This is a genomic window from Streptomyces sp. NPDC026062, assembly GCF_055568375.1.
Genome location: NZ_JBVHOQ010000002.1, coordinates 311,550 through 327,047, shown reverse-complemented (window position 1 = coordinate 327,047; position 15,498 = coordinate 311,550). Strand labels below are relative to the sequence as shown.

18 protein-coding genes and 1 pseudogene are annotated in these 15,498 nt (G+C 67.7%); 13 read left to right on the top strand and 6 right to left on the bottom strand.

Annotated elements, in window-relative coordinates:
* The first annotated feature begins 27 nt into the window (after positions 1-27).
* The gene (locus ACZ4LX_RS03120; protein ID WP_467637753.1) at positions 28-903 is read left to right on the top strand and encodes an IS5 family transposase; all 876 of its coding nucleotides are present in this window, start codon (positions 28-30) and stop codon (positions 901-903) included.
* Positions 904-956: 53 nt separating this feature from the next.
* On the opposite strand, the gene ACZ4LX_RS03115 is transcribed toward ACZ4LX_RS03120, so the two are convergent.
* The 3 genes from ACZ4LX_RS03115 to ACZ4LX_RS03105 all read right to left on the bottom strand — a co-directional run bounded on the left by ACZ4LX_RS03115 (position 957) and on the right by ACZ4LX_RS03105 (position 2,194).
* Positions 957-1,265: a hypothetical protein gene (locus ACZ4LX_RS03115; RefSeq protein ID WP_467637749.1), complete on the bottom strand. Its 309-nt coding sequence runs from the start codon at positions 1,263-1,265 to the stop codon at positions 957-959.
* 396 nt (positions 1,266-1,661) lie between these two features.
* On the bottom strand, positions 1,662-2,009 hold the full coding sequence (locus ACZ4LX_RS03110; protein WP_467637746.1) for a tyrosine-type recombinase/integrase: 348 nt from the start codon (positions 2,007-2,009) through the stop codon (positions 1,662-1,664).
* Positions 2,006-2,194, bottom strand: coding sequence for a transposase (locus tag ACZ4LX_RS03105; protein WP_467637743.1), 189 nt, complete (start codon positions 2,192-2,194; stop codon positions 2,006-2,008). The genes ACZ4LX_RS03110 and ACZ4LX_RS03105 overlap by 4 nt, the downstream gene beginning before the upstream one ends.
* A 168-nt stretch (positions 2,195-2,362) precedes the next feature.
* On the opposite strand from ACZ4LX_RS03105, the gene ACZ4LX_RS03100 reads away from it, so the two are divergent.
* Both ACZ4LX_RS03100 and ACZ4LX_RS03095 read left to right on the top strand, forming a co-directional pair.
* On the top strand, positions 2,363-3,088 hold the full coding sequence (locus ACZ4LX_RS03100; protein WP_467637855.1) for an FAD:protein FMN transferase: 726 nt from the start codon (positions 2,363-2,365) through the stop codon (positions 3,086-3,088).
* Between the two features lie 122 nt (positions 3,089-3,210).
* Positions 3,211-3,632 (top strand): annotated as a pseudogene (locus ACZ4LX_RS03095) (DUF302 domain-containing protein).
* Between the two features lie 141 nt (positions 3,633-3,773).
* Here ACZ4LX_RS03095 and ACZ4LX_RS03090 read toward each other — a convergent pair.
* Positions 3,774-4,670: a universal stress protein gene (locus ACZ4LX_RS03090; protein WP_467637740.1), complete on the bottom strand. Its 897-nt coding sequence runs from the start codon at positions 4,668-4,670 to the stop codon at positions 3,774-3,776.
* Positions 4,671-4,949: 279 nt separating this feature from the next.
* Between ACZ4LX_RS03090 and ACZ4LX_RS03085 the strand changes: the two genes are divergently transcribed.
* The 9 genes from ACZ4LX_RS03085 (at position 4,950) to ACZ4LX_RS03045 (ending at position 11,219) form a co-directional block, all read left to right on the top strand.
* Positions 4,950-5,627: a CBS domain-containing protein gene (locus ACZ4LX_RS03085; RefSeq protein ID WP_467637738.1), complete on the top strand. Its 678-nt coding sequence runs from the start codon at positions 4,950-4,952 to the stop codon at positions 5,625-5,627.
* Between the two features lie 71 nt (positions 5,628-5,698).
* Complete coding sequence (locus ACZ4LX_RS03080; protein WP_467637852.1) at positions 5,699-6,370, top strand: CBS domain-containing protein; 672 nt, start codon at positions 5,699-5,701, stop codon at positions 6,368-6,370.
* 163 nt (positions 6,371-6,533) lie between these two features.
* Entirely contained in the window at positions 6,534-6,740 is a 207-nt protein-coding gene (locus ACZ4LX_RS03075) for a universal stress protein (protein ID WP_467637735.1), read from the top strand.
* Positions 6,703-7,164: a universal stress protein gene (locus ACZ4LX_RS03070; RefSeq protein ID WP_467637733.1), complete on the top strand. Its 462-nt coding sequence runs from the start codon at positions 6,703-6,705 to the stop codon at positions 7,162-7,164. The genes ACZ4LX_RS03075 and ACZ4LX_RS03070 overlap by 38 nt, the downstream gene beginning before the upstream one ends.
* Positions 7,095-7,409: a universal stress protein gene (locus tag ACZ4LX_RS03065; RefSeq protein WP_467637730.1), complete on the top strand. Its 315-nt coding sequence runs from the start codon at positions 7,095-7,097 to the stop codon at positions 7,407-7,409. Before ACZ4LX_RS03070 ends, ACZ4LX_RS03065 begins: the two co-directional genes overlap by 70 nt.
* A 293-nt stretch (positions 7,410-7,702) precedes the next feature.
* Positions 7,703-8,611 carry a universal stress protein gene (locus tag ACZ4LX_RS03060; RefSeq protein ID WP_467637727.1) on the top strand — a complete coding sequence of 303 codons (909 nt, stop codon included), beginning with the start codon at positions 7,703-7,705 and terminating at the stop codon, positions 8,609-8,611.
* A 111-nt stretch (positions 8,612-8,722) separates the two neighbouring features.
* Positions 8,723-9,724 carry an Acg family FMN-binding oxidoreductase gene (locus tag ACZ4LX_RS03055; protein ID WP_467637724.1) on the top strand — a complete coding sequence of 334 codons (1,002 nt, stop codon included), beginning with the start codon at positions 8,723-8,725 and terminating at the stop codon, positions 9,722-9,724.
* A 46-nt stretch (positions 9,725-9,770) separates the two neighbouring features.
* Positions 9,771-10,418, top strand: coding sequence for a CBS domain-containing protein (locus tag ACZ4LX_RS03050; protein ID WP_467637721.1), 648 nt, complete (start codon positions 9,771-9,773; stop codon positions 10,416-10,418).
* 108 nt (positions 10,419-10,526) lie between these two features.
* Entirely contained in the window at positions 10,527-11,219 is a 693-nt protein-coding gene (locus ACZ4LX_RS03045) for a response regulator (protein ID WP_467637718.1), read from the top strand.
* Between the two features lie 24 nt (positions 11,220-11,243).
* Here ACZ4LX_RS03045 and ACZ4LX_RS03040 read toward each other — a convergent pair whose 3' ends face one another.
* Entirely contained in the window at positions 11,244-12,977 is a 1,734-nt protein-coding gene (locus tag ACZ4LX_RS03040; RefSeq protein WP_467637714.1) for a sensor histidine kinase, read from the bottom strand.
* Positions 12,978-13,263: 286 nt separating this feature from the next.
* Positions 13,264-14,124 (bottom strand): universal stress protein, encoded by an 861-nt coding sequence (locus tag ACZ4LX_RS03035; RefSeq protein WP_467637710.1) that lies wholly within the window; start codon positions 14,122-14,124, stop codon positions 13,264-13,266.
* Positions 14,125-14,509: 385 nt separating this feature from the next.
* On the opposite strand from ACZ4LX_RS03035, the gene ACZ4LX_RS03030 reads away from it, so the two are divergent.
* Positions 14,510-15,493, top strand: coding sequence for an Acg family FMN-binding oxidoreductase (locus ACZ4LX_RS03030; protein ID WP_467637707.1), 984 nt, complete (start codon positions 14,510-14,512; stop codon positions 15,491-15,493).
* Positions 15,494-15,498: the final 5 nt, after the last annotated feature.

The following is a 15,498-nucleotide window of genomic DNA, read 5'->3' as shown; positions in this document are numbered from 1 at the left end:
ATCTTGGGCTGTGAATGATCACGGTTCATGGGTCGGGGAGATCTCACGGACGAGCAGTGGGCAGTGCTGGAGCCGTTGTTGCCGAAGGGCACGAAGTCGGGGCGACCACCTGTCTGGCCTCGGCGGCGGCTGATCGACGGTATACGGTTCCGGGTCCGGACCGGTGTTCCGTGGCGGGACGTGCCTGTCGAGTACGGGCCGTGGGGCCGGGTCTACGACTTGTTCCGCCGGTGGCAGCGGGCCGGCACCTGGCACCGGATCCTCACCCGGCTGCAGTCCCTGGCCGATGCGAAAGGCGCGATCGTGTGGGACCTGAGCGTCGACTCCACGGTCTGCCGTGCCCATCAGCATGCGGCCGGAGCCCGCAAGCAGGGTGACCTGCAGAAGGAACCGCCGGGTGGTGTGTTCACCGAGCCCGTCGATCACGGGCTGGGACGCTCGCGCGGCGGGTTCACCACCAAGCTGCACCTGGCCGTCGAGCAGGGACAGAAGCCCATGTCGATCGTGATCACGGCGGGACAGCGCGGGGACTCACCACAGTTCGAGCCCGTGCTGGAGAAGATCCGCGTGCCTCGCATTGGGCCGGGCCGGCCACGCGTCCGCCCTAACCGGGTGGGTGCCGACAAGGCGTACGCCTCCCAAAGGGACCGCGCCTACCTGCGCCGCCGCAGGATCCGCTGCACCATCCCGGACAAGGCCGACCAGGCGCGCAACCGCCGAAGGCTCGGCTCCCGCGGCGGCCGGCCGCCGCGCTTCGACCCGGTCGACTACCGCGAGCGCCATGCGGTCGAGTGCGGGATCAACCGACTCAAGAGACACCGGGCGGTCGCCACCCGATTCGACAAACTCGCCGTCCGCTTCGAAGCCACCGTCCTTGTCGCCGCAATCGGAGAATGGCTGTAACGGACGGAGCTGTCGATCCTGCCTGCTCGCATCGGCCGTCCCCTCGCCGACGATCACAGCCAGCCGGCCCATCCGAAAGTCAAGAGGTAAGCGCGCTTGACTGCGGCCCAACCTCGGCGACCGCCACCGACAACCGCGGTAAGGGCCACGGTGAACCAGAACGCAACCGCTCCGCCAACGATCAGAGCCCATACGGTGCCGCCAATGGCAGCGAACAAGACCACGATGAAGGCCGTTATGACGAGCCCGGCATGGGCACCGCCGATGCGCACACGGAACACCTCGCGCATGACGCGGCGGTCCTCTGCGAGAACCTTCTCGTAAACGTTCAGCTCTCGCCCTGGGCCGTCCTGCTTCCCCATGCCCCGCTCCATGAGCCCCCCTCAACACCCTGGCCAAGCCGAGTCCGGCAATCGCATGGACGCTCCAACCCGCCACAACGTTGCCTCTCAGCGACTTTCGATACACGGCCTAGAACTCAAGCCCCCGCCCGGTGGGGCTTCTTCGCGGCTCAGCTCTCACTCAGCTCTCACAGACCATGCGGACGCCCCCGCACCACAAGTCCCTGACCTGGCACTACGCAACTCCGCTGCACCAACTGGACCCCGCTGGAAGGCCTTTACAACATGTGCCATGTTGTCGCAAGGGAAGGGCCCCAGAATCAGGACTGGTGCGTCTTCTGGCCCGTCAAAGCGGTATTGCAAGGTATTCGTAGTTGTCTCACTCACCCGACCACGCTCCCACGTCTCACATTTCTCTCACGACAGGGGCCGGGGAACGGTCAGACCACTCCAGACATCCGCCGTCGAGCGGAGGTCCTCCACGTCCGGCTTCACGTACCAGCGCTTCGTCGTCCTGACGTCGGCGTGCCCCGCCCAGCGGGCAAGAAGGTGGTCGGGAACCCCATGGTTCGCCAGGTAGGTGAAGCAACTCGCACGGGCATCGTACAAACGCACCCGCCGCAGCGCGTTACCGGCCATGACCTTGTACGCCTGCTCGCGCAACTGCCGCACATCGAGTGGCGCCCCGAGGTCGTCCACCATCACGTACCCGCTGCCCTCGTACGCCTGCAGCCGCTTCAGTTCCTCACGCTCCACCGGGGTCATCGGGGGGTCATCGGCTCACCACCCCCGCTGGCCTGGACCGCCTCGGCCGCACGCACCCACTGCCGCAGGGACTCGGTGTTGACGCCGAGGTCCTTGGCCACCGAGTTGACGGACCGGCCGGTGGAGGCCACCAGCTTGACCGCGTCCTGCTTGAACTCTTCCGAATACCGGGCTGTACCCACCACGACACCTCCATGCCAGATCCCACGATCTGACCCTCAAGAGATGTCCACAAACGCGGGCAAACCCCAGGCGCCAGCTACACCAGCCGGGGCTACATCCAGTCCCTGCAGAGCGCACTGGATCAGGCCCATGCCTGACACCGCACCGGGCTGCGTCACGTCGAGCACGTGATGGGCACGGTCTTCTCCTTCGATATCCGGGACAAGCCCACCCCGGCCATCCACAACGCCGTCCAGGAGGCCGTACAACTGCTCCACCGGGTCGACGCCGTGTTCTCCGCCTACCGCCCCGACAGCCACATCAGCCGCCTCGGCCGTGGCGAGATCCACCTCGGCGACTGCCCTCCCGAAGTCCACGAAGTGCTGGCCCTCTGCGCGCATGCCACCCGTGTCACCGACGGCTGGTTCAGCACGACGCCAGCCGGAACGCTCGACCCCTCGGGGCTCGTAAAGGGCTGGGCCACCGAAGCCGCCTCCCGACTTCTCCACACATCAGGCGCGCACAACAGCTGCGTCAACGGCGGCGGCGACCTCCAGCTCCGCGGCCAAGCAACCGTGAACGGCCCCTGGCGTGTCGGCATCGCCCACCCGCTGCACCCCGGCGAACTGGCCACCGTCATCACCGCCGACCGCACCATGGCCATCGCCACCTCGGGCACCGCCGAACGTGGTGCCCACATACTCGACCCGCACACCGGTGCACCTGCCACGGCGTTCGCTGCCCTCACCGTCATCGGGCCCAGGCTGACCATGACCGACGCCTACGCCACCGCAGCCTTCGCCAGGGGCCGGGACGCGCGGGACTGGCTGGAAACGACGGATGGCTACGAGGCGCTCGCGATTCTGCCCAACGGCCGGGTCTGGCGGACGTCGGGGTTCAGTCGATACGGAGGGTGAGGTGGCCTCAGCCGATGGGCCGGCACGAATCCGGCTCGCCGGCTGTCCAGCTGCGCCTGCCGAGGCCGGCCCGCACCCTGGAGGTGCGCCCCCGATCGCGAGAAGAGAAGAGGTCTCCCACCATGTCCTACGAGCGCACTGTGACACTGCGTGGCACCTTCGACGAGACCGTCGCCGCTGTGCGCAAGGCTCTGGCCGACGAGGGCTTCGGCGTGCTCACGGAGATCGACATGCAGGCCACGCTGAAGGCGAAGCTCGGTCACGCAACGGAGCGGTACCTCATTCTCGGTGCCTGCAATCCGGCTCTGGCCCGGCAGGCACTGGACGCGGACCCGTCAGTCGGGCTATCGCTGCCTTGCAATGTCGTTGTCCGAGCGGATGGCGACCACGTTGTCGTGCGGGCCATCGACCCGCCACCATGGTCGTCTTGACCGCCCTTGACGCCATGGAGCCTGTCGCGGAGCAGGCGACCCGCCTCCTCGACGCCGCCCTCGCAGTTCTCGCGGAGGAAAGAGGTGGCGGGCACTCATACGGATCGGAATGATCAACTACATGGCGGTGGGAGGAAGGAACGCATGCCAATTCGGCGCCTACCGCTCCCCGCCCGCAATAGTGCGCGTGAGCGGGGATCGGCGACCACACCTGCGTTCGGTGCCCTCGGCAAGCCGCAGGACGGCCGGTGCGTTCACAGATCTTCGTCCTCGGACGCCGGGCGGCACCAAGGCACGACGGCGACGGGACACGAAGCGTGGTGCAGCGCCCGGTGGGCGACCCGGCCGAGTTCCAGACCGAACCGCGCGTCGCTCCGTCGTGCTCCGACAACCAACAGGTCTGCGGCGGCCGAGCGACGTGTCAGCACCTTGTGGGCGGGGCCCTCGACCGTGCTCCTGCGGACGCGCACCTGGGGATTTTCAAGCGCAGTCGTCTCCAGGGCACGGTCGAGCAGCGCGGACGCCCTCTGCGCGTATTCCGTCACCTCGCCGGTGAGGAGTGGGTGCTCGACCGGCTCGTGCGCCGGCCGACGCCAGGTGTGGAGCACCTCCAGTTCCGCGTGCCGGACTGCCGCCTCGCGAAAGGCGAACCGCACGGCGGGCGCATCCACGTCCTTGCCCCCGATGCCCAGCAGAATGCGCTGATGTCGCGCCTCCAGTGCCTGCCGGTCTCCTCTGATGACGACAACCGGGCAGTGGGCACGTGCGGCCACGGTGAGACTGACCGATCCCAGCAGCAGGTCGGCGATTCGACTTCTGCCCCGGGATCCGACAACAAGGGCTGCGGCCTCGTCTCCCTCCCTGAGCAGACCTCGCGACGCGTCCTCGGCGAGCACCTCCGTGGTCACGGTGAGTCCTGGTTGGCGGCGTTCTGCCCGCTCCCCGGCCACAGCGACGATGTTCTCAGCAAGGATCTGATCGGCGGGCCGGTCGGTGGTCAAGGCCGGCACGACCCCCTCGTACCGCTCCCACAGTGAGGCGTGCACGATGCGCAGCGGCCGTCCATGTCGTGCCGCTTCGTCGGCTGCCCAGTCCACTGCCGTGAGACTGGCGTCCGACCCGTCCACTCCTACCACCAAGGGTGATTCCATCGTCCCCACCGCCTTCCCAGTGCAAGGTGGCTCGGTCCACGTTCGCACCGGAGTCCGTCGCGGGGTAGGGCCGGCCGGCCCCAACATGACCCGCACGGCCACGTCGCCCCTCCATCCGTCCGCGACGAGGGCTCCTCCCTTGCCACTGTGTCCCGGCCGGCCTGCGTTCGAAGGGCCGATGGTCCCGGGAGGGGACCGTTCGGCACTGCCCACGGCCTCGGACCCGGCACCAGAGTGGGAGGTGCCCCGCGTACGGCACATCCGTGAAGGAGGAACGTCATGCAGCACCGCACCGTCTTCGAGGTGATGACGCACGACGTGGTCACGGCCGATCCTGCGACTTCCTTCAAAGAGATCGCCCGTCTCTTCAGGGAGAACGACATCTCGGCGGTTCCCGTCGTCGACGAGAACCGGCGCCTTCTCGGCGTGGTCTCCGAGGCCGACCTGCTGCGGGCCACTGCTGAACTTCCGGACCTGGAGGGCCGCTGGGCGGGCGTCCGGCTACTGTCCGAGGAACGCGGGATGCCCGACGCGGAGACGGCGGCCGACCTGATGACCTCGCCCTGCGTCACAGCGCAGTCGGGATGGAGTCTCGTCGAGACGGCCCGGACGATGCACCGTAAAGGAGTGAAACGGCTCCCCGTATCCGATGAGACCGAGCGGCTCGTCGGAATCGTCAGCCGCAGCGATCTGCTCAAGCCCTTCCTCCGCCGCGACTCCGCGATCCGCGACGAGATCAAGCACGACGTCCTGGTCGGCACCCTGCGCCTGGCCCCTGACGCGATCGACGTGACCGTGGAGGAGGGAGTCGTGACGCTGACGGGGCATGTCCACGAGCGCGCCGACATCCCTGTCATCGTGCGCCTCTGCCGCTGGGTGGACGGAGTGGTGACCCTGCACGAGTCGATCGACTACACCTACGACAATCTCGCCCTCGACGTGGACCAGCCTCGATGAGGTCTCCTCGGGTGGCACCGGGCATGCCTGAGGCGAGAACGTCCGGGCCGTGTGCACGGAAGGAGCGGATGATGCGGCATCGCAGGATCGAAGAACTGATGACCCGTGAGGTGGTGAGCGTACGCGGCGATGCCCCGTTCAAGGAGATCGCACGCCTGCTCGCGGAACACCGTGTCACCGCGGTGCCGGTGTTGGACAGCAGTGACCGGGTGGCCGGGGTGGTTTCGGAGGGTGACCTGCTCCGCAAGACCGCCGACCTGGTCACCGCACCGGACGGCCAGCCGGCCGTACCGGGACTGGAGGCGTGGGAGCGGGCCAAAGCCGAGGGAACGCGCGCCGAAGAGCTGATGTCAGCGCCGCCCGTCTGCGCCCGTCCGGACTGGACCGTGGCTGAGGCCGCGCGGCTGATGGAGGTGCACAACGTGAAGCGGCTCGTCGTCGTCGACGATGCGGATCGCTTGGTGGGGATTGTCAGTCGCCGAGATCTGCTGAAGCTCTTCCTCCGCGAGGACGCCGACATCCGCCGGGAGATCGATGAGGACGTACTCACCGACACGCTGTGCCTCGATGCGGCCGCTCTCACCGTCGAGGTGCGGAACGGACGGGTGGAGCTCAGTGGCCGGATTGCGCTCCGGAGCGTAGTCCCGGCAATCGAGCGCATGTGCGCCGCGGTCGACGGAGTGGTCTCGGTCTCCACCGACCTCGACTACGACGCCGACGACCTGCCTGATCCAGCAGCCTGAGACTCGATGCCAAGATCTCGCGCGGCGGCACGCACTGTCGGGTCGGTACGCCCGAAGCAGCCACAGCTGAGGACCGGATAGCCCGACCCGGCCCGCTGCTCCTCCTCGGCAGAGGCAGGGGAAAGAGATTCCCCTCATACGAACCCCGCCAGGGAAGGCACCCATGAACGACGTCATCGTGGTCGGACTCGATGGATCCCCCGCAAGCAACACGGCAGCCCGTTGGGGAGCGCGAGAGGCACTTCTGCGGAAGCTGTCCCTCCGGCTCGTCCACGCCGTGGACCGATGGCCCCCCCTTCGCCCTCCCTGTCCCCACGATCGACACGCACCCCATGAGAGTCCAGGCATTGCTGAGCGAAACCACCGATGAGCTACGCAGGAGGTACAACGAACTTCAAGTCAGTGCAGTGTCCTTCGTCGGCAAGCCGGCTGACGTTCTCCGAGACGCGGCCGCGAACGCACACATGATCGTCCTTGGTGCACGCGGGCTGAGCAGTGTCACAGGGTACGTACTCGGGTCGGTCGGGATGGCGGTCATCCGGGCGACGGTCCGGCCGGTCGTCATGGTGCGGGCCGGTGACGAGTCGGCACCACCCACGAGCGGTCGGCACGCGTCGCATGACCTGGTGGTGGGAGTGGACATCAGCCGCCCCTGCGACGCTCTGCTCGCGTTCGCCTTCGATGAAGCCGCACGGCGGGCCTGCACCCTTCACGTCCTGCACAGTTGGTCACTGCCTCCACTGTTCGGATATGGCGCCGCCTTCGATCCGCGAGTGATGCCCAGCTCGAACTGAACGCGAACGCCGCGCTGGCAGACGCGCTGAGCCCCTGGAGGGCAGCACACCCCGCTGTGAACGTCACCACTCGAGCGAGCGTCGGGCACGCCGCCACGGACCTCCTCGACAGCAGGTCAGAGGCAGGACTCGTCATCGTCGGCCGCCGCATTCGACAGTCGCCGGTCGGAACACACATCGGGCCGGTCACCCACGCGGTCCTCCACCATTCCAGCACTCCCGTCGCCGTCATCGCACACGCCTAGCGAATAGCCCGTCGCCCCTGTTCAACGCTCCGGGCAACGCTCACGGCTCGATCAGTCAGACATGCATGGCGGCGAGGGGCTCACTATCCACGCCCCGCTCCAGATTTACGGCCCGCCTCACCCATACGCATCCGCACCGAGGGCGCCGATGTCGGCGCCCTCGGTGCACGGGAGTGGCGCCCTCAAAAAGGGTCGAACGGCCCAGGACAGAGCCTCGACGGCTCATGCGCTGGGGGCTCGCGCCACCCCATCGTGGAGAAGCAAGACACCACGACCGTACCTGGAGGTGCGCTGTGCCACGCCCTGTGACTGTCGGCCTGAACGGAACGCCGGCAAGCCTCGCCGCCGCCTGGGGCACCCGCGAGGCAAGCATCCGGCGCCTTCCCCTGCGCCTTGTGAGCGCCTGGGAATGGCAGCCCTACTCCCACGCCCCACTCTCCGGGACGGAAATGCCGGAACAGTGGTCACGGCGCCTGCCGGAGGAGGCCGCAGCGCAACTGACACATAGATTTCCTGACCTGTACATAAGCACGAAGCAGCTCACCGGGCCACCCCCCGAAATGCTGTGCCGGGAGGCTGCCCAGGCAGAGCTCCTGGCCATCGGAACAGCGGGCCTCGGAGCACTCACCGGCTTCCTCATGGGATCCGTCGCCATGGCGACAGTCGCCCACACACACCGGCCCGTGGTGCTCGTGCGTCCCGAGGGAACGCCGCCGCCCGCCGACGATGCGGACCTGGCGCAGCGCGTTCAGGAAGTGGAGAGGCGGGACACCGGCGGTCCGGTGGTCGCCGGCATCGATCTGGGTCCCACCACCGATGGTGTACTGCGGTTCGCCTTCGAAGCGGCGGCCGTGCGCTCCGGAGACCTGCGGATCGTCTACAGCTGGAATCCTCCGGTGGGCTACGTGCAGGGCATCGGCGGCGACCTGCGCTGGCGAGCCGATATCGCGGCCGAAGGAGCGAGCATGGTGCGCTCCCTGCTGAAACCGTGGTCGAAGGAGTACCCGGGCGTGTCCGTGAGTGAGCAGAGCGGGATCGGATCGCCTGCGCGTCACCTCGTCGAGGCCGGGGTGCGAGCGTCGCTGGTCGTCATCGGCCGGCGAACGAATCGCTACTGGCCCCGGGAGCCGCGCATCGGGCACGTCGCCCACGCGGTTCTGCACCATTCTCCGGCGCCGGTCGCGGTCGTGCCCCAGGACTGACCACGCGGCCATCCGGCCCTCTTCGGGGAAGAACGGCCCCTATCCGTGCCCGTGCGCGCAGGCCGAGGCTGGATGAGTAGCACTTCCGCACAGTTTCGCCGGGAGATTCGGATGCTGACCACTTCGCCGAGCGACACCACGGTGACCGCTCTGGTAGCCGACGCAACTGCCGCACCTTCCCTGTATAACTCGCAGCCCTGGCAGTTCCGTTACGCCCGATCCACCCACGTCATCACGCCACGGGCCGACTTCGCACGCACCATGCCGGAGGCGGACCCCTCGACCCGCGAACTTCACATGGGCTGCGGAGCCGCTCTGCTGAACCTGCGAGTGTCAGCTGCCCACCACGGTCTGGCAGCGGTGAGCGCGCTCCTACCCGCACCGGCGGATCAGGCCCTGCTGGCCGAAGCCCGTCTGGCTCCGCTGACGGACGGTCCGGCAGGAGCGGCAGACCCGCAGCTCGCGGAGCTGCATTCAGCGATACAGGACAGACACACCTGCCGCTTCCCTTTCACCGAGCAGCCGATTCCCCCGGAACTCCGCTCGCTGTTCTCCGATGCTGCACTTGCTGAGCATGCGGATTTCCGGTTCATCGATTCCATCCACCTGGACACCGTGCTCCAGTTGATCAGCGATGCCGCGGGTTGCGACCGCATGGACCCTGCGCGTGATGCGGAACAGCGCTACTGGACCCGCGACACGAAGGCCGACGCACCCGTCGACGGAGTTCCTGACTACGCGTTCGGCCCGGGGGACGCATCCGGCAGTTCGACCACCCGCGACTTCGTGGGAACAGCCGCCCTACCAGGACGTATCCGGGTCCGGTTCGAGCGTCGGCCTCAGCTGGGCCTGCTGAGCACGAACGGCGATCGTCCGCTGGACTGGCTCAGGGCCGGCCAGGCGCTGGAGCGCGTCCTGCTCTCGGCGACCACGAAGGGCGTCTGCGCCTCCTTCGCGACACAGCCACTTGAGTGGCCCGAGCTGCGATGGACGTTGCGGGACCCCGTGCTGGGCGCGGGACATCCTCAGGTGATCGTCCGCATGGGATACGGCCCCGTGGGTCCTCGCACACCGCGTCGTCCTCTCCGTCAGGTGCTGGTCATCGAACCGTAGAAACGGATGCCGATACGGCACGTCGACCGATTTCCCGGAGGGCCCTGTGACTGATTCTCCGCACACCGTCAGCGACGTCATGACCCACACCGCCGTCGCGATCGGCAGTCGTGCCCCGTACAAGGAGATCGTCCGTCTGATGGCCGAGTGGAAGGTCAGCGCGCTGCCGGTCCTCGCGGGCGAGGGCCGTGTCGTCGGCGTGGTGTCGGAGGCCGATCTCCTACCGAAGGAAGCGCTCCGGAGGGACGGTCCCGGCCGCCTCGCGCCGCTCGACGAGACTTCCAAGGCCGGTGCGGTACTGGCGGAGGGTCTGATGTCGAGCCCGGCCGTGACCGTTCACGCGGACGCGACGATCGCCGAGGCTGCTCAGATCATGGCGCGCAAGCGGGTGAAGCGGCTGCCCGTGGTCAATGACGTCGGTCTGCTCGAAGGAGTGGTGAGCCGAGGTGACCTGCTCAAGGTCTTCCTCAGGCCGGACGCAGAACTCGTCGCGGAGGTCCGGCACAGCGTGCTCGGCCAGATCTCGCCACCGCTCCGGATCGATGCCGTGGTGGAGGATGGAGTCGTCACGCTCAGTGGCTCGCTGCGGGACAGATCCATGGTGCCACTGCTGGCACAGGCCGTCCGGGCCGTCGAAGGCGTCGTGGACGTACGCATGGACCTCGACGAGCATCCGCCAGGCGTCTCTGCGTAGGCAGCACCCACGCAGGGGCGGAGCATCGCTCCCCGGGTGCATCAGGCTTGTCCCTGAGACAATGTCGGCAGGAGGGGCAGCGCGCCTACCGACCTCCAGGGACTGCAGATGTCCGACGACTCGACCGCATCAGCTGATGCAGCGATCCGTGTCTTTCTACTCGATGATCATGAAGTGGTCCGCCGGGGAATCCGCGACCTCCTGGACGCAGAGTCTGGGCTGGAGGTTGTCGGCGAAGCAGCCACCGCCAGCCAAGCCCTGGCTCGCGGGCCGGCACTCAGGCCGGATGTCGCCATGCTCGACGTCCGGCTGTCCGACGGTGACGGCATCACCGTGTGCCGGGAACTGCGCTCACGCATGCCGGGCCTGGCCTGTCTGATACTGACGTCCTTCGACGACGAGGACGCCCTGCTCGACGCGATCATGGCGGGGGCCGCCGGGTACGTACTGAAGCAGATCAACGGGTCGGATCTGGTGGCTGCTGTGCGGACGGTGGCGAAGGGCCAGTCGATGCTGGATCCCGCGACCACGGCACGGCTACTGCGCTCCCTGCGCGATCCCGAGACGGGCAGTCCCCCGCAGGACGAGAGACTTTCGGTGCTGTCGGAGCGGGAGCGGTCCGTCCTTGAGCTGATCGGCGAGGGCCTCACCAACCGTCAGATCGCCAGGCAGCTGTATCTGTCCGAGAAGACCGTCAAGAATCACATTTCCCGGCTTCTCGGGAAGCTGGGAGTGGAACGCCGTGTGCAGGCGGCCGTCATCGCGGCGGAAGTACGGGAGCACAGGGAACAGGAGAGCTGATCTACTCACGCATACGCACTCTGGTCAGGCGTCTCCTGGGAGCAGCGGCACCCGCCAGTCCAGCACCGTTCCCCCGCGAGACATCGGGCATGCGCTGACGGACAGAGTCCCGCCCAGGCGCTCCGCCCGCTCTGCCAGATTTCGCAAGCCGCTGCGGCGGGTTACTTCCGGCATACCGACACCGTCATCGGTCACGGTCACCGCCAGCTGGCCGGCGTCAGCGACCACCGCTACCTCCACCTGGCGCGCCCGCGCATGGCGGGCGACGTTGCTCAGCGCCTCCCCGATGACCGCGATCACCTGATCGGCCACCTCCACAGGGACGTCTGTGTCGATCAGGCCCTCCATACGCAAGGCAGGGGCGAAGCCCAGTGCAGGCGTGGCGTTGTCCGCCGTCTGGAGGACTCTGGATCTGAGTTTGGGAGTCTCTCCCTGCGTCTCGTGCTCCCTGAGACCGAAGATGGTGGTGCGGATGATCTTGATGGTCGCGTCGAGATCGTCGATGGCTCGGTTCAGCCGCTCGGTGGCTTCGGGGTGGTCGACGAACGGGCGCGCGCTCTGCAGCGTCATCCCCGTCGCGAAGAGTCGCTGGATCGCCAGGTCATGAAGGTCGCGCGCGATCCGGTCGCGGTCCTCCAGGATGCTCACTTGTTCAGCGTCTCTTCGCCGGTCGGCCAGTTCAAGTGCCAGGGCGGCCTGCCTGGCAAAGCTCGGCAGTGCGGCAACCTCGGCGCCTGCGAACGGGGGCATGCCTCGACGTCGCGCCAGGACCAGGACGCCGCTCAGGTTCTCCTTGGTCCCCACGCTGACTGCCACTGCCGGCCCGAAGCCCTCCCACCGCTCCGGCTGCGCCGTGACACGGGCGTCGCTGCCGACGTCCGCCACTGTGAGGAGCCCGTTCTCTGCAAGTGCGGCAGCGGCAAGAGTCCCCCGGCTGCTCGGCAGCACGATCCCTCGATGGGCATCGGCCGCCTCCCCCCGAGCGAGCGATCCGGTCAGTTCTCCGTTCGGCCCGACAAGGTAGAAGGCCCCCAGGTCGGCACCGGCGATGTCCACGGCGCGTTCCAGCATTCCTTCGAGAACCTCGGACTCCGTGGAACCTGACAGGAGGGCGCTCGTGAAGTCGGAGCTCGCGGCCAGCCACCTCTGCTTGCGCCGGCCCTCTTCGTAGAGACGGGCGTTCTCGATGGCGATGCCGACTGCCACAGCCAGGGTGGCCACGACCGCCTCGTCCTCCTCGTCGAAGTTCCGGGTTCCCCTCTTCTCGGTGAGGTAGAGATTGCCGAAGACCTCGTCGCGGACCCGGACGGGCACGCCGAGGAACGAACGCATGGGCGGGTGATGGGGCGGGAAGCCGTAGGAGGCCGGGTGTTCCGAGAGGTCGCTCAGCCTCAGCGGCACCGGATGGCGGATCAGCTCACCGAGAATTCCGTGCCCGGCGGGGAGGTGGCCGATCTGCTCCCGCACGTCGTCGCTGATGCCGATGGGGATGAACTCGGCCAGTTTTTCGTCGTTCCCGATCACGCCCAGAGCACCATACTCGGCATCGACCAGCGTGACGGCAGCCTCGACGATCCCGCGCAGAACCTGCGGAAGGTCAAGTTCCCGGCCCACGGACATGACGGCTTCGAGAAGGCCGTTCAGGCGACTGCTCGTTCCCCGGACCTCGTCCAAGCGGCCCTGGAGCTCCTCCAGCAGCTCGTCGAGTCTCAGGCGCGGAATCCTGGCCGCCCGGTCCTGGGAGTCCTCCCGGCCCATGGCATACCTCCGAGGAGACGACGAGGCCGGACAGCGCGGTGCCGCGCGTGTTCCCAACCTAAGCCCGCGCGTCCGTCCGCTCATCTCGGAGCGCTGTGCTGTTACTCCACGTGACACGCGAGGGCCTCCCCGTGCGGCGTACGCCCCAGCCCGCGCAGCGCATGGATGCGGATGTCCCCCTGCGAGGGTTCGGCAAGCGGCGGGCCGATTCCGACTCGAAGAGCCCAGGCATTCGGTATCTGGCAGGGAACCCGTTCTCCGCACCGCCGGAGTCGCCACAACCGTTTCACACGGCGGGGACAGTGATCACCGGGCACATTGCGCGGTGCAGCAGACCGTGAACGACGGAGCCGACGCGCATTCCGCTGTAGCCACCTTGCCCCTTGCGTCCCACCACCACGGCCAGGGCATGCTCGGCAGCCTCTGCCAGAACCTCGACGGGGGACCCGGTCAGGACCTCGTGGTGCAACCGGACGTCCGGGTACTTCTCCGCCCAGCCGGCGACGGTCTCCGACAACAGGCGACGCTCGGCTCGCAGGGAGTCATCAACCCGGTGGAGCGAGAAAACCGGGGGCTGCCACACCGCGATGGCGCGCAGCGCGCAACCGCGCAGGGCGGCCTCCTCGAAGGCCACGGCCAAGGCTGCCTTCGAGGACTCGCTTCCGTCGACACCCACCACCAGGTACTGCGGCTCCTGGGTGCTGTGCTCCACGTCGCCGACGACGACAACCGGGCAGTGCGCTTGCGCGGCAACGGGGACCACGAGAGAGCCGGCGCTGAGGAACTCCTCCGCACGGTTCAGATGCCGTGAGCCGAGCACCACCATGAGCGCCTCCTTCGAGAGATGCGCCAGCGTCGGCCCAGGACGTCCGCCCAGGAGCGAAGCCGTCGTCCCCACGTCCGGCCATCGGGCTTGCGACCAGGCGCCCGCTGCCTCCAGCGCATCCGCACCAACGCGTTCGAGTTCCATTTGGCGAGGGGTGTCGTCCACGTGTTGGGTGTCGAGCCGGGGCGGGACAACAACGACGAGCCGCAGCGCCGACCCGCGGCGGTGGGCCTCGTCCACGGCCCATGCCAGAGCCAGGTGCCAGTCCTTGACGGGGTCGATACCGACGACGATTTCGCGGCGATCCACGTTGCTGCTCATGACAGGTTCCCCATGTCCGGTACGGAGCGGGTGATGAGTCCGACTGAACGGTGCGCGTGAGCCGGCGGGCAGAGACCGTGCCTCGCCGGCCGGTCCGGTTGGTGTAAGCGTCGGGGCACGGACTTACCTTGAGACTGTCATCACAGGCCGCGCCGGTCAGGGGTCCTCAGGGGCAAGAAGGGGCCCAAAGGTCCCATCGCGGCGGCGGTCCAGACCGGAAAGCAGTGCGGAGCGGCCCGGTCGGCCCGGGCCAAGACCCGTTCGGCCCCTCCCGTGCCAGTCATTCCAGTCGGAAACTGTGGTTGAGAGCAGTTCCGGACGTCGCACTGAGGCGCCGATCACGTGACGCCGATGATCACATGCAGAGACAGGACCCCTCATGACGATGGCTGACGATGATGCGGCAGTGGTGACATCGCTGGTCGAGGATGCCGTGACGGCGCCCTCCATGCACAACTCCCAGCCCTGGAAATTCGTCCTCTCCACCGGTACCGGGATCCTCGCCGTGTACGGCGATCCGGTCCGGACCATGCCGGTCGGTGACCCGGACAATCGTGGCCTGCACCTGGGGTGCGGCGCCGCACTGTTCAATCTTCGTGTTGCTGCGGCCCATCGCGGCTGGACTGCCCGCCCGGATCTGCTCCCCCACTCGTCGGATTCCTGGCATCTGGCCGATGTGGTGCTCCAGGAGGCCGACTCCCCGGAAAGGGAGTTGTCGGCGCTGTATCCCGCCGTACGACAGCGTCACACCAGCCGCTTCCCCTTCTCCGACGAGCAGATTCCGACGGCGATACTCGACGGACTCTCCGCAGCGGCTCAACTGGAAGGCTGCACACTCACCGTCCCAGGAACCTGGCACACGGAAACCGTCATGGAACTCGTCCATGACTCGGAGCTCTTCGAGTCGGCCAGTACCTCGATGCGCGAGGAGATCGCCGCCTGGACCCGCACCGGCAGGGCCGGCGAAGGGCCGAGCACCGAAGGGATCCCCAGTGATGCCTTCGGCCCGAGGCAGTTCGGCGTGAGCGCCCCCGTACGTGACTTCGACACCCTGCACACCGGGCGGGACCGCGTCGAGGCAGCCTTCGAGAAGCAACCGCAAATAGCGCTGCTCGGCACAGTCAAGGACAGGCCCGTGGACTGGCTGAGGGCAGGCCAGGCCCTGCAGCGCGTGCTTCTGCAGGCCACCCTGGACGGACTCGCGACCTCGCTGATGTCACAGCCGCTCGAATGGCCCGAACTCCGGTCCTTCGCACGCGATCCCAGCTCCGCCACCGGCTTCGTCCATATGCTGCTCAGGCTCGGCTACGGTCCCACGGGAGCGGCCACTCCGCGCAGGCCGGTCAACGAGGTCCTCACCATCAGGTGACCATT

Coding starts and splice junctions, on each gene's coding strand:
- ACZ4LX_RS03100 (WP_467637855.1), top strand. CDS start 2,363: ATGGGCACGGTCTTCTCCTTCGATATCCGGGACAAGCCCACCCCGGCC.
- ACZ4LX_RS03120 (WP_467637753.1), top strand. CDS start 28: ATGGGTCGGGGAGATCTCACGGACGAGCAGTGGGCAGTGCTGGAGCCG.
- ACZ4LX_RS03110 (WP_467637746.1), bottom strand. CDS start 2,009: ATGACCCCGGTGGAGCGTGAGGAACTGAAGCGGCTGCAGGCGTACGAG.
- ACZ4LX_RS03115 (WP_467637749.1), bottom strand. CDS start 1,265: ATGGGGAAGCAGGACGGCCCAGGGCGAGAGCTGAACGTTTACGAGAAG.
- ACZ4LX_RS03075 (WP_467637735.1), top strand. CDS start 6,534: ATGAACGACGTCATCGTGGTCGGACTCGATGGATCCCCCGCAAGCAAC.
- ACZ4LX_RS03090 (WP_467637740.1), bottom strand. CDS start 4,670: ATGGAATCACCCTTGGTGGTAGGAGTGGACGGGTCGGACGCCAGTCTC.
- ACZ4LX_RS03070 (WP_467637733.1), top strand. CDS start 6,703: ATGAGAGTCCAGGCATTGCTGAGCGAAACCACCGATGAGCTACGCAGG.
- ACZ4LX_RS03040 (WP_467637714.1), bottom strand. CDS start 12,977: ATGGGCCGGGAGGACTCCCAGGACCGGGCGGCCAGGATTCCGCGCCTG.
- ACZ4LX_RS03080 (WP_467637852.1), top strand. CDS start 5,699: ATGCGGCATCGCAGGATCGAAGAACTGATGACCCGTGAGGTGGTGAGC.
- ACZ4LX_RS03055 (WP_467637724.1), top strand. CDS start 8,723: ATGCTGACCACTTCGCCGAGCGACACCACGGTGACCGCTCTGGTAGCC.
- ACZ4LX_RS03030 (WP_467637707.1), top strand. CDS start 14,510: ATGGCTGACGATGATGCGGCAGTGGTGACATCGCTGGTCGAGGATGCC.
- ACZ4LX_RS03035 (WP_467637710.1), bottom strand. CDS start 14,124: ATGAGCAGCAACGTGGATCGCCGCGAAATCGTCGTCGGTATCGACCCC.
- ACZ4LX_RS03085 (WP_467637738.1), top strand. CDS start 4,950: ATGCAGCACCGCACCGTCTTCGAGGTGATGACGCACGACGTGGTCACG.
- ACZ4LX_RS03045 (WP_467637718.1), top strand. CDS start 10,527: ATGTCCGACGACTCGACCGCATCAGCTGATGCAGCGATCCGTGTCTTT.